Raw genomic sequence first — 12,035 nt, forward strand, 5'->3', positions numbered from 1 at the left:
AGGTCGTAGGGGACGGCGGGCGGAGTTCCTGACTCCCGGGCTCGCACCCGGTCACAGTGGCGGGACCGCGCCGGACTCGCACCGGCTTCCTCCTGTTGCTTCGCCGTTCGGATCTCACCCTAACCGCCACGTAGCATCCAGCCCATGCCCCTGGACCGTGAGCGCCCCGACGCCTGCCCCGGCGCGGTCGACGTGCACCACGCCGCGGACGGCGGGCTGGCCCGCGTCCGGGTGCCCGGCGGGACCCTGTCCGCGGACCGGTTCGACGTCGTCCGCCGGGCCGCGCTGGACCTCGGCGACGGCTGGATCGAGCTGACCTCCCGGGCGAACCTCCAGATCAGGGGCCTCGCACCGGGTGCGGAGCACGAGCTGGGCGCACGCCTGCGGGAAGCCGGCCTGCTGCCGTCGCGGACGCACGAGCGGATGCGCAACATCATCGCCGCTCCGCTGGACGACAACCAGGACCTGGTGGACCGGGTGGACCGCGCGTTGCGCGACGTGCCGGAGCTGGCCGGGCTGCCCGGCCGGTTCCTGGTCACGGTCGGCGCGGCGGTGAGCGGGCTGGGCGGTGACATCGGCCTGGTGGACGACGCGTTGTTCCTGGCGGGCCGGGATTCCGGGCTGCGGGTGGACGACCCGGTCGCCGCCGTGGTGTCCGCGGCGCGCCTGTTCCAGGAGCTGCGCGGCACGGCGTGGCGGCTGTCCGAAGTGGACTCCGGTGTGCGGAGGATCACGGCCGCGCTGGGCGTGCCGGTGGCCGGGCGGCGGGAGCCCGCTGTGACGCCGGTCGCACCGGGACCGGTGGGCGACCGCGTGGTGGCGGGTGTGCCGCTGGGCCGGTTGGACGCCCGGCTGCTGGCCGGCACGCCGGTCCGGGTCACGCCCTGGCGCAGCCTCGTGCTGCCCGCGGGCGCGGACACGACCGGCCTGTTCACCGACCCGGATTCGCCGTGGCACGGGGTGAGCGCGTGCACCGGGCGGCCGGGGTGCGCGAAATCGCTGACCGACGTCCGTGCCGACGCGGCCCGCTGGATCGGGACGCCGCACACCGGCCGGGTGCACTGGTCGGGCTGCGCGCGGCGGTGCGGGCGGCCGGCGGGTGACGTGGTGGAGTTCGTCGCGACCGGCGACGGGTACGAGGAGATCAGGTGACCAGCTACATCAGGGACGGCGCGGAGATCTACCGCCGGTCGTTCGCCACCATCCGCGCCGAGGCCGACCTGTCGGGCCTGCCCGCCGACGTCGCGCGGGTCGCGGTCCGGATGATCCACGCGTGCGGCATGGTCGACCTGGTCGACGACCTCGCGTACTCGCCGGGCGTGGTGCGCGCGGCGCGGGAGGCGCTGCTCGCCGGCGCGCCCGTGTTGTGCGACGCGCAGATGGTGGCCTCGGGCGTGACCCGGCGCAGGCTGCCCGCGGACAACGAGGTGCTGTGCCTGCTCGGCGACCCGCGCGTGCCGGACGTCGCCGAGCGGATCGGCAACACCCGCAGCGCCGCCGCGCTGGAGCTGTGGGGTGACCGGCTGGGTGGCGCGGTGGTCGCCATCGGCAACGCGCCGACCGCGTTGTTCCACCTGCTCGACCTGGTGGCGGCGGGCGCGCCGCGCCCGGCGGCCGTGCTGGGCGTGCCGGTCGGGTTCATCGGCGCGGCGGAGTCCAAGCAGGCGCTCGCGGAGAGCGACCTGGAGTTCCTGGTGGTGCGCGGTCGGCGGGGTGGCAGCGCCATGACCGCGGCGGCCGTCAACGCGATCGCGAGCGAGGAAGAATGACCGGCAGGCTGTACGGCGTCGGCGTCGGTCCGGGCGACCCGGAGCTGGTGACCGTCAAGGCGGCGCGGCTGATCGGCGAGGCCGACGTGGTGGTGTTCCACAGCGCGCGGCACGGCCGCAGCGTGGCCCGGCGGATCGCCGAGCCGTACCTGCGCGGCGACCAGGTCGAGGAGCAGCTGGTCTACCCGGTCACCACCGAGGACTCGGCCGACTACCAGGGCGAGATCGACGCGTTCTACGCGGAGTGCGCCGCGCGGCTGGCCGCGCACCTGGACGCCGGGCGCACCGTCGTGGTGCTCGCCGCGGGCGACCCGTTCTTCTACGGCTCGTACATGCACCTGCACAAGCGGTTGGCGGACCGGTACCCGGCGGAGGTGGTGCCGGGCGTGACGTCGGTCAGCGCGGGCGCGGCCGTCCTCGGCACGCCGCTGGTGGAGCGGGACGAGGTGCTGACCGTGCTGCCGGGCACGCTGCCCGCCGCGACGCTCGCCGACCACCTGGCGGCCGGCGACCCGGTGGCGGTGATGAAGCTGGGGCGCACGTTCCCGGAGGTGCGCGCGGCGTTGGAGCGCGCGGGCAGGCTGGACGAGGCGTGGTACGTGGAGCGGGCCACGACCGGCAAGCAGCGCACCGCGCCGCTGGCCGAGGTGGACGCCGCCGAGGTGCCGTACTTCTCGCTCGCCCTGCTGCCGAGCAAGGCGGGTGTGCGGCCCGCGCGCGCGGGGGGTGGTGAGGTCGTCGTGGTCGGGCTCGGCCCGGCCGGGCCGGAGTGGCTCACGCCGGAGGCGCGGCAGGCGCTGGCGGAGGCGGAGGACCTGGTCGGCTACGTCACCTACCTGGACCGGGTGGCCGTGAACCCGCGGCAGCGCAAGCACGCCTCGGACAACAAGGTCGAGTCCGAGCGGGCGGCGTTCGCGCTGGACCTCGCCAAGCGCGGCCGGAAGGTCGCCGTGGTGTCCTCCGGCGACCCGGGTGTGTTCGCGATGGCCAGCGCCGTGCTGGAGGTCGCGGCCGAGGAGCAGTTCCGGGACGTCCCGGTGCGCGTGCTACCCGGCCTGACCGCCGCGCACGCCGTGGCGAGCCGGGTCGGCGCGCCGCTGGGTCACGACTACTGCGTGGTGTCGTTGTCGGACCGGCTCAAGCCGTGGGACGTCATCGCCGAGCGGCTGGAGGCGGCGGCGCGGGCGGACCTCGTGCTGGCGCTCTACAACCCCGCCTCGCGCAGCCGCACGTGGCAGGTGGAGGCGGCACGCGACCTGCTGCTGCGCCACCGCTCGCCGGACACGCCGGTGGTGGTCGGTCGCGACGTCGGCGGTCCGGCGGAGGACGTGCGCGTGGTGCGGCTGGCCGACCTCGACCCGGCCACCGTGGACATGCGGTGCCTGCTGCTGATCGGGTCGTCGCAGACCCGGCGCACCGACCGGGGCGTCGTGTTCACCCCGCGCCGGTACCCCTCCTGATCCCGGGGTGAGCGGTTCGGCGCCGGGCCGCACCCGGCGCTGAACCGGCTGCCCGCACCGCGAGAGCCGGAGTCACGCCGACGCCGCGACTCCGGGTCGCCCGCGCGTCAACACCGGCTCCCCAGCCACGCCAACGCCTCCTCCACCGTCGCGACGGTCGGGGCGTCCGGCGCGGGTGGGCGGCGGACCAGCACCACGGGCAGCCCGAGCAGCCGGGCGGCGGTGAGCTTCGCCGCCGTCATGTCACCACCGCTGTCCTTGGTCACCAGCACCTCCACCCGGTGCTCGCGCAGCAACGCCAACTCGCCCGCCACCGTGTACGGGCCGCGGTCCAGCACGACGGTCAGCGGGGTCGGGCCGGGCGGGTCGACGGTCCGGGCCACGCCCGCGGCGAACGCGGCCAGGCCCTGCCGCCCGGTCGTCACGAACGCGCGGCGCGTGCCGACGTGGGCGGCGGCTTCCGCGATCGAGCCGACCCACGTCCACCGGTCGCCGGGGCGCTCGACCCAGCCGGGGCGGCGCAGCACCAGCAGCGGCACGCCGACCTCGGCGGTCGCGGCCACCGCGTTGGCCGTGATGCGGTCCGCGAACGGGTGCGTGGCGTCGACGACCGCGGCCACCCGCTCGGCACGCAGCCAGGCCGCCAGCCCCGCCGCACCGCCGAAACCACCCACCCGCACCTCGCCCTCGGGCAGGCGTGGCGCGCTGACGCGACCGGCCAGCGACGACACCACCCGGTACCGCTCCACCGCCCGGCGGGCCAGCTCGCGCGCCTCGCCCGTGCCACCCAGCACCAACACCGTTTTCACCGTTGTTGCATCCTGACGTCGTGAACCTGCGCTACGGGTGGACTACCGGTGCGTGCGCGACCGCCGCGACCACTGCGGCTTACACCGCACTGCTCACCGGCGAGTTCCCGGACCCGGTGGAGATACTGCTGCCCAAGGGCCAGACGCCGAGCTTCGCGTTGGCCGCCGAGGAGGTCGCCGCCGACCACGCGAGCGCGGCCGTGGTGAAGGACGCGGGCGACGACCCGGACGTCACGCACGGCGCGCTGGTCCGCGCCACCGTCCGGTTCGGCGCACCCGGCACGGGCGTGGTGTTCCGCGCCGGTCCCGGCGTCGGCACCGTCACCAAGCCCGGCCTGCCGCTGCCGGTCGGCGAACCCGCCATCAACCCCGTGCCGCGTCAGCTGATCCGCGACCACGTGGCGCGGGTCGCCCGCGAGCACGGCGGCACGGGTGACGTGGTCGTGGAGGTCTCCGTCGACCACGGCGAGGAGCTGGCCCGCCGGACGTGGAACCCTCGCCTGGGCATCCTGGGCGGGCTGTCCATCCTCGGCACGACAGGCGTCGTCGTGCCGTACTCGTGCTCGGCGTGGATCGACAGCATCCGGCGCGGTATCGACGTGGCACGCGCGGAGGGCCTGCGGCACGTCGCCGGGTGCACCGGCAGCACGTCCGAGAAGGTCGCCGCCACCCTGCACGGGCTGCCGGAGAGCGCGTTGCTGGACATGGGCGACTTCGCGGGCGCGGTGCTCAAGTACCTCAAGCGGCACCCGGTGGACCGGCTGACCATCGCGGGCGGCGTCGGCAAGCTGTCCAAGCTCGCGGACGGCCACCTCGACCTGCACTCGGGCCGGTCCCAGGTCAACCTCGGGTTCCTCGCGTCGCTGGTCGACGACCCGGAGCTGGCCGAGGCGATCCGGCACGCCAACACGGCGCTGGGCGCGTTGCAGTTGTCCCAGGCCGCGGGCGTGCCGCTCGGCGACCTGGTCGCGGCGGGTGCGAAGGCGACGGCCGACGACGTGCTGAAGGGCGCGCCGGTCGAGGTGGACGTGATCGTCATCGACCGGGCGGGCGTGGTCGTCGGCCGCGCCTGACGTCACGACCGCTGCCGGGTGGTCGAGTACAGGTGGCTGTCGAGGAAGCCCTCGGCGGCCAGCACGTCACCCACCACGACCACCGCGGTCCGCCGCACGCCCGCCGCCGCGACCTGGTCCGCGATGGTGGCCAGGGTGCCGCGCAACACCAGTTCGTCGGGACGGCTCGCGTACGCGACCACGGCCGCCGGGCACTCCGGGCCGTAGTTCGGCACCAGCTCGGCGACCACCTCGGCGATCCGCTGCACGGCCAGGTGCAGCACGACGGTGGCCCGCGACCGCCCCAGGGTCGCCAGGTCCTCGCCCGGCGGCATCGGGGTGGCGCGGGCGGACGTGCGGGTCAGGATCACGGTCTGGCCGACGCCGGGCACGGTCAGCTCGCGCCGCAACGTCGCCGCCGCGGCGGCGAACGCGGGCACGCCGGGTGTCACGTCGTACGGGATGCCCAGGGCGTCCAGGCGGCGCATCTGCTCGGCCATCGCGCTGTAGACGGACGGGTCGCCGGAGTGCAGCCGCGCCACGTCGTGCCCGGCCTCGTGCGCCGCCCGGTACTCGGCGGTGATCCGGTCCAGGTCGAGGTTGGCCGTGTCGACCAGCCGCGCGCCCGGCGGGCAGTGCGCCAGCACGGCGGTCGGCACCAGCGCGCCCGCGTACAGGCACACCGGTGACGACTCCAGCAGGCGGACGGCCCGCAGCGTCAGCAGGTCGGCCGCGCCGGGCCCGGCGCCGATGAAGTGGACGGTCACGACAGCTCCTTCGTCACGGACCACGTGGTCACCGGCATGTGCGGTCGCCAGCCGGTGAAACCCCCGATCTCGGTGTCCCGGTGCACCGACAGCCGGGTGAGCGCACCGCCCAGCTCGCCGCGCCACCGGGTCAGCACGGCCTCCGACTCCAACGTCACGGCGTTGGCCACCAGGCGCCCGCCGGGGCGCAACGCGTCCCAGCAGCGCTCCACCACACCGGGCGCGGTCAGCCCGCCGCCGATGAACACCGCGTCGGGCGGTTCCAGGTCCAGCGCCGCCGGGCTCTCCCCCACGACGACCCGCACGCCCGGCACGCCCAGCGCGACCGCGTTGCGGGTGATCCGCTCGGCACGCACCGGGTCCCGCTCCACGGCGACCGCCCGGCACGCCGGGTGCGCCCGCGACCACTCGACGGCGATGCTGCCGGAACCCGCGCCCACGTCCCACAGCAGCTCGCCCGGCCGGGGCGCGAGCAACGCCAGCGTCACCGCCCGCACCTCGCGCTTGGTGAGCTGCCCGTCGTGCTCGTAGGCGTCGTCGGGCAGGCCCGGCGTCGTCGCGTACCCGCCCGGCCCGCACTCGACGGCCAGCACGTTCAACGGGTCCGCGGCGTGCACGTCGTGGTGGACGCGCTCGTCCGGTCCGCCGAGCTGTTCCAGCACGATCACGCGGGCGTCCCCCGCCAGCGCGGCGACCTCGGGCGGCGAACCGCCGAGCACCAGCACCCGCCGACCGGGGTGCAGGTGCGGCGTCAGCAGCGCCGCGGGCCTGCCCACCAGGTTCACCACGGCCACGTCGTCCACGGCCCAGCCGAGCCGGGCGCAGGCCAGCGAGACCGACGACGGGTGCGGCAGGACGCGGAGGGCGTCCGCGCCGAGCAGCCGGACCAGGGTGCTCCCGATGCCGTGCCACATCGGGTCGCCGCTGGCCAGCACGCACCGCCGGCGGTCGGCGTGCTTTTCGAGCAGTCCGGCCAACGCGGGCACCAACGGCGTCGGCCACGGCACGCGCTCGAAGTCACCGGGCACCAGCGCGAGTTGCCGCGCGCTGCCGAACACGACCTCGGCGGCGGCGATCTCGGCACGTGCCGCGGGTGGCAGCCCGGCCCAGCCGTCCGCGCCGATGCCGACGACGGAGATCACACCGTCCCCAGCACGCGGCGCACCGCGATCTCCAGCACCACCCGCTGCGGGTTGGGCCGGGGTTGCCGGTAGCGCGCGGCGTACCGCCGCACGGCGTCAGCGACTTCTTCGGCCGAGTCGCGGACCACGGCCCGGCCTTCGAGCGTCGACCAGCGGGCCCCGTCCACCTGGCACACGGCCACCGGCGCGCCCTCCGGACCGGCGGCGAGCACGTTGCGCACCTTCTTCGAGCCGCGGGAGGCGATGATCCGCGCGGTCCCCGTGTCGACGTCCAGCGTGACGCCGACTGGGACGACGTGCGGCGTGCCGTCGGCGCGCGGGGTGGTCAGGGTGCACAGGTGGTACTCCGTCCAGAACGTCCGGAAGTCCTCGCCTCTGGTCGACAACATGGGTGCATCATGCGGCACGACCGCTCTGCGACGGAAAACGTGACGCGCCGGTCTCGCTGGTCAGGCCCCAGCCGCTCGGGGCGGGCGCTGACGGAGTCGCCGGTGGCAGGCCGGCTCGGGCCCCCGATCACAGGCCATCCACCTATCTATCAGGCAGGCTCCCTGAAAGTTAGCCAGCCACCGCTCCCCGGCCCCGGTGTCCCTCCACACGCGTCGGTGGCGGTGCGGCCGGAGCACGGGAGACCGTTGGCGGTGCCGAGCGGGATGTCGTGGGCGAGCTGGTAGAGGAGGTTGTCGAAGACGCCCGTGGCCGACCTGTCGCCCGTCGCCCGGCTTGGCGCGCACCCCGGGCAGAAGAACGCGTTGCCCCGCCTGGTGTGCGGCACCCGACCCGGACGCCCACGAGGAGGCCGACGCGGTCCGCGACGCCGTGCGCGCCGCGGTCCACGAAGGGACGGCTCAGTGACCGCGCAGGTGGTCCGGCCGGAACACCAGCGCCACGCTGTACAGCTCGGCGAACTTCTCGTTGGTGCCGAACGTCCGCGCAGCCAGTTCGCCGTACTTGGCGGTGAACGCCTCGTGCCGGTGGGCGGGCGGCGCGGACTCGTCCACGGCGAGGTCACCGGTCAGCACCAGCACCTCCTTGCCCAGGCCGTCGTCGTTGAGGTTGACCGACGTGCGCGGGTTGGCCTTCAGCCGTTCCAGGCGCTTCGCGGTGGGACGGCTGTAGAACAGCACGGTGTCGTCCTCCCAGAGGAACCACACCGGGGCCGGCTGCGGCGTGCCCGTCCGGTCGACCGACGTGACCCAGGCGATCATGTCCTCGCGCAGCTTGCGGGCCACCCGGGCGCCGAACTCGGTCGCGGGGTCGGGCAGAGCGAACGTCATGCTTTCTCCAGTGGTCGAGGGTGAACGGCTGCGCACAACGCCGTGGCGCACGCCACTATTCCGCACCCGCCCGACGCAGCGCCGCCGCCACCATGGCCACCGTCTCGGCGCTCGTGGAAGCGTGCGGCGACAGGCGGACGCGACCGGACCGCTCGGTCGCCGTGACACCCGCCGCCGCCAGCGCCGCGCCCACCGCCGACGCGGGCACGCCGGGCAGCTCGAACGCCAGGACGCCCGCGCTCCGGTCCCGCGCCGACACGACGACGCCACCCGCCGACCGGACCACGTCGGCCAGTTCGCCGACCACCTCGGCGATCCGGTCGCCGAGCACCCGCACGCCGACCGCCGCGACCAGCTCCAGCGCCACCGCCAGCGCACCCGCCGCCACCGGGCTCGGGTTGGTCAGCGACCAGGCCGCGGCGCTGTCCGCCGGCGGGTGCACCCGGTCGTCGAACGCCGTCGGGTCGGTCACGCCGGTCCACCCCGACAACACCGGCTCCAGGCGTTCCAGCGCGCGGTCGGACCACGCGGCGAAACCCGTCGACCACCCGGCGCGCAGCCACTTCTGCCCGCCCACCACCAGCACGTCCGCCACGTGCCACGGCTCGTCCACCACGCCGAACCCCTGGATGCCGTCCACCACCAGCAGCCGGTCGCCGACAACGGCACGCAACGCCGCCAGGTCCGCCCGGTACCCGGTGCGGAAGTCGACGGCGCTCACCGACACCGCCACCACGTCCGGCGTCAACGCGGCCCGCACCGCCTCCGGCGTCACCGGGCCCGGCTCCAACCAGCGCACCCGGGTGCCGGAGCGCACCCACGGGTACGTGTTCGACGGGAACTCGGCACGCGACACCAGCACCTCGCCGGCCACCCCGAACGCCGCCTGGAACAGGCCCGTGCTGGTGTTCGGCAGCAGGGTCACCCGGTCGGCCGCGACACCGCACAACCACGCCGCCGCGGCCCGTGCCCGGCCCTCCTCCGCCATCAGCTCGTCCACCGTGCCGGGCCCCGCCTGCGCCGACCGCTCCAGCAGCCGGGTGGTGGCGGCGACCGCCGCGTGCGTCGGTGGACCGTAGCGGGCGAAGTCCAGGTAACCGGCGGGCTCGACGCATTCGACCAGGTAAGACACCGGAACGCTCACGATCCGCAACCTAACAACCGACGGGGTGGGGAATTCCCGGGGTGTCCGGTTCGTTCGACTGGGTATCCAGGGGTGCGAACCCCCAGCAGAGGCGAGGAGATCCTATGGCCACGGTGGAGCTGACCGCGGAGAACTTCGACGACGTGGTCGGCGGCTCCGACATGGTCCTGGTGGACTTCTGGGCGGGCTGGTGCGGGCCGTGTCGCCAGTTCGCGCCGATCTACGAGAAGTCCGCCGAGAAGCACACGGACATCGTGTTCGGCAAGGTGGACACGGAGGACCAGCAGCAGCTGGCGGCGGCGTTCCAGATCCGGTCGATCCCGACCCTGATGATCGTGCGGGACGGCGTCGTGCTGTACGCCCAGCCGGGCGCGTTGCCGGAGTCGGCGCTGGAGGACCTGATCCAGCAGGCCCGCAACGTCGACATGGAGGAAGTGCGCAAGCAGGTCGCCGAGCAGAAGGCATGACGAGTTCGCGCTGAGGGGGTCGGGCGGCCGACCCCCTACAGCCGCGCCCACGGGTTCCGCCCCGACCGGCGGCAGGCCGACACGGCGGCCCCGCCACACCTCCCCGACGACGGCGGGCGGCACCAACGCCCGCCGCAGCCGGCACCGTCCCCCGGCGGGCCGGGCAGCCTCGCCCGCGCTCAGACGGTCAGCGGCAAGCCGAACAGCGGGAAGTGCGCTGCCTCCGCGAACGACGTGATCGACGCGATCAGCCCGTCGCGCAGCGTGAGGACGTTCACCGACCAAGCGGCGTGCGCGCCCGCCTCCTCGTCCCACAGGTAGCAGGCCACCGCGGGCTGCGCGTTGGCACTGGTCGGCAGGTGCCGCCACGAGCCGCAGGCCGTCAACGGCACGGTCACCGCGAAGTCCAGCACCGACTCCAGACCCGCGTACCAGTGCCGCATCGGCGGCATGGACCACGTCACGTCCTCGGTCAGCAGCGAGACCAGCAAATCCGCGTCCCCGCGTTCGAGAGCGGTGGCGAAATCGCTGACTACCGCACGCAACCGCGCGTCGCCCGCCATGCGCAACGCCCGCTGCTGCGACATCGACGGCGCCTTCTCGGCAACCACCCGACGCGCGCGGGCTAGGGCCGAGTTCACGGCCGCGGTGGACGCGCCGAGGGTGTCCGCGATCTCCGCGGCGCTGAAACCCAGCACCTCGAACAACAGCAACGCGGCCCGCTGGTTGGCGGGCAGGTGGTGCAGCGCCGCCACGAACGCCAGTTCCACCGCCTCCCGCTGCTCGTACCGCGCGCCCGGACCGGCGAGCCCGGCATCGGGGTACGGCCCGAGCCACGCGACGTCCGCGACCGCCGGGTTGTCCGGCACGGCCCGCTCGCTCGCCGGACCCAGGTCGACCGGCAGGGCGCGGCGCGCGCGGTGCTCCACGAGGTCCAGGCACGTGCGCGTGGCCACCGCGTACAGCCACGACCGCAGCGACCCGCGCCCCTCGAAGCGGGGCAACCCGCGCCACGCCCGCAGCAACGCGTCCTGGAGCGCGTCCTCGGCGTCGTGCGCCGAACCGAGCATCCGGTAGCAGTGCGCGTGCAACTCGCGACGCAACGGCTCCACCAGCCTGGTGAACGCGGCGTCGTCACCACCACGCGCACGGTCCAATTCGGTCGGTTCCGTGAGAACTTCCTCCACAAGCGACGATTCTGCACCGCGCCGGGAGTCATCACCTCCGAACGGTCCACAACCCACTGGAGGAAACCATGACCACCGCCGGCAGCCTGCGTGTGGCCGACGCCGACCTGTACTACGAGCTGCGCGGCAGCGGCCCGCTGGTCGTGCTGGTCGGCGCGCCGATGGACGCGCGGGCCTTCGAACCGCTGGCCGCACTGCTCTCCGCCGACCACACGGTGCTGACCACCGATCCACGCGGCATCAACCGCAGCACCGTCGACGACCGGGAACGCGATTCGACGCCGGAGCTGCGGGCGGGCGACCTGCGCGACCTGATCCGGCACGTCGACGCGGGCCCGGCGGCGGTGCTCGGCTCCAGCGGCGGCGCGGTGAGCGCGTTGGCGCTCGCGCAGGCGCACCCGGCGGTGGTGCACACCGTCATCGCGCACGAACCGCCGCTGCTGAACCTGTTGCCGGACCGGGCCGCGCAGTGGGCGATGACCGACGAGGTCATCGCCGTGCACGAGGCGGGCGACCACCTGGCCGCGTTCCGGAAGTTCCTGGAGGCGGCGAACATCGTCCTGCCGGAGGAGGTCGTGCTCGGGATGATGAGCCACCGGACGCCGCAGGACGTGGCCGACTCCGACTACCAGCACCACCGGATGCTGCGGCCCACCAGCCGGTGGGAACCGGACCTCGCGGTGCTGCGCGGCGGGACCACCCGCGTGGTGGTCGGCGTGGGCGAGGAGTCGGCCGGGCAGCTGTGCGACCGCACGTCCCGGGCCCTGACCGCGGAACTGGGCACCGAACCCGCGCTGTTCCCCGGCGGCCACGCCGGTTTCGCCGAAGTGCCGGAGGCGTTCGACGTCCGGCTGCGCGAAGTGCTCGCGGGCTGAGTCGATCAGGGGTCGCCGGCGGCAGGCGGGTCCACCCGTCCCTCTGCTTCCGGCGTCACGGCCCGTTGCCGTGCCGGTGAAACCCG

The 12,035-nt window shown here is 74.7% G+C and carries 12 protein-coding genes, 1 pseudogene and 1 riboswitch; of the genes and pseudogenes, 6 read left to right on the top strand and 7 right to left on the bottom strand.

All coding sequences use genetic code 11. The features are described 5' to 3' along the window. Position 1: 1 nt before the first annotated feature. Positions 2 to 137, bottom strand: a riboswitch (cobalamin riboswitch). A 7-nt stretch (positions 138 to 144) separates the two neighbouring features. Genes KZQ38_RS07260 through cobJ form a run of 3 tightly spaced genes read left to right on the top strand, consistent with a single transcriptional unit; the run spans position 145 to position 3,229 of the window. Then, complete coding sequence (locus KZQ38_RS07260) at positions 145 to 1,152, top strand: ferredoxin-like domain-containing protein (RefSeq protein ID WP_219439864.1); 1,008 nt, start codon at positions 145 to 147, stop codon at positions 1,150 to 1,152. Beyond that, the gene (locus tag KZQ38_RS07265) at positions 1,149 to 1,769 is read left to right on the top strand and encodes a precorrin-8X methylmutase (protein ID WP_219439865.1); all 621 of its coding nucleotides are present in this window, start codon (positions 1,149 to 1,151) and stop codon (positions 1,767 to 1,769) included. Before KZQ38_RS07260 ends, KZQ38_RS07265 begins: the two co-directional genes overlap by 4 nt. Then, positions 1,766 to 3,229: a precorrin-3B C(17)-methyltransferase gene (gene cobJ / locus KZQ38_RS07270; protein WP_219439866.1), complete on the top strand. Its 1,464-nt coding sequence runs from the start codon at positions 1,766 to 1,768 to the stop codon at positions 3,227 to 3,229. The genes KZQ38_RS07265 and cobJ overlap by 4 nt, the downstream gene beginning before the upstream one ends. A gap of 107 nt (positions 3,230 to 3,336) precedes the next feature. Here the strand turns inward: cobJ and KZQ38_RS07275 are convergent, their stop codons facing one another. Further along, positions 3,337 to 4,023: a cobalt-precorrin-6A reductase gene (locus KZQ38_RS07275; protein WP_219440377.1), complete on the bottom strand. Its 687-nt coding sequence runs from the start codon at positions 4,021 to 4,023 to the stop codon at positions 3,337 to 3,339. Positions 4,024 to 4,064: 41 nt separating this feature from the next. Between KZQ38_RS07275 and KZQ38_RS07280 the strand changes: the two genes are divergently transcribed. Next, complete coding sequence (locus KZQ38_RS07280) at positions 4,065 to 5,111, top strand: cobalt-precorrin-5B (C(1))-methyltransferase (RefSeq protein ID WP_219440378.1); 1,047 nt, start codon at positions 4,065 to 4,067, stop codon at positions 5,109 to 5,111. Between the two features lie 2 nt (positions 5,112 to 5,113). On the opposite strand, the gene cobM is transcribed toward KZQ38_RS07280, so the two are convergent. From cobM to KZQ38_RS07305, 5 genes and pseudogenes are all read right to left on the bottom strand, one after another. After that, on the bottom strand, positions 5,114 to 5,857 hold the full coding sequence (cobM, locus tag KZQ38_RS07285; RefSeq protein ID WP_219439867.1) for a precorrin-4 C(11)-methyltransferase: 744 nt from the start codon (positions 5,855 to 5,857) through the stop codon (positions 5,114 to 5,116). Continuing rightward, complete coding sequence (cbiE, locus tag KZQ38_RS07290; protein ID WP_219439868.1) at positions 5,854 to 6,999, bottom strand: precorrin-6y C5,15-methyltransferase (decarboxylating) subunit CbiE; 1,146 nt, start codon at positions 6,997 to 6,999, stop codon at positions 5,854 to 5,856. The genes cobM and cbiE overlap by 4 nt, the downstream gene beginning before the upstream one ends. Further along, positions 6,996 to 7,388, bottom strand: coding sequence for a pyridoxamine 5'-phosphate oxidase family protein (locus KZQ38_RS07295; protein WP_219439869.1), 393 nt, complete (start codon positions 7,386 to 7,388; stop codon positions 6,996 to 6,998). Before KZQ38_RS07295 ends, cbiE begins: the two co-directional genes overlap by 4 nt. A gap of 459 nt (positions 7,389 to 7,847) precedes the next feature. Next, on the bottom strand, positions 7,848 to 8,276 hold the full coding sequence (locus tag KZQ38_RS07300) for a TIGR03667 family PPOX class F420-dependent oxidoreductase (protein ID WP_219439870.1): 429 nt from the start codon (positions 8,274 to 8,276) through the stop codon (positions 7,848 to 7,850). A 76-nt stretch (positions 8,277 to 8,352) separates the two neighbouring features. Beyond that, a pseudogene (locus KZQ38_RS07305) lies at positions 8,353 to 9,423 on the bottom strand (aminotransferase class V-fold PLP-dependent enzyme); the annotation flags it as partial. A 101-nt stretch (positions 9,424 to 9,524) separates the two neighbouring features. On the opposite strand from KZQ38_RS07305, the gene trxA reads away from it, so the two are divergent. Then, the gene (gene trxA, locus KZQ38_RS07310; RefSeq protein ID WP_219439871.1) at positions 9,525 to 9,887 is read left to right on the top strand and encodes a thioredoxin; all 363 of its coding nucleotides are present in this window, start codon (positions 9,525 to 9,527) and stop codon (positions 9,885 to 9,887) included. Between the two features lie 179 nt (positions 9,888 to 10,066). Here the strand turns inward: trxA and KZQ38_RS07315 are convergent, their stop codons facing one another. Further along, positions 10,067 to 11,074 carry a sigma-70 family RNA polymerase sigma factor gene (locus KZQ38_RS07315; RefSeq protein WP_219439872.1) on the bottom strand — a complete coding sequence of 336 codons (1,008 nt, stop codon included), beginning with the start codon at positions 11,072 to 11,074 and terminating at the stop codon, positions 10,067 to 10,069. A 68-nt stretch (positions 11,075 to 11,142) separates the two neighbouring features. Here KZQ38_RS07315 and KZQ38_RS07320 point away from each other — a divergent pair, with 68 nt between their 5' ends. Next, positions 11,143 to 11,949: an alpha/beta fold hydrolase gene (locus KZQ38_RS07320; RefSeq protein WP_219439873.1), complete on the top strand. Its 807-nt coding sequence runs from the start codon at positions 11,143 to 11,145 to the stop codon at positions 11,947 to 11,949. The last annotated feature ends 86 nt before the right edge of the window (positions 11,950 to 12,035 follow it).

Origin of the sequence: Saccharothrix obliqua (assembly GCF_019375475.1) — a bacterium.
In the GTDB taxonomy this organism is placed as follows: domain Bacteria; phylum Actinomycetota; class Actinomycetes; order Mycobacteriales; family Pseudonocardiaceae; genus Actinosynnema; species Actinosynnema obliqua.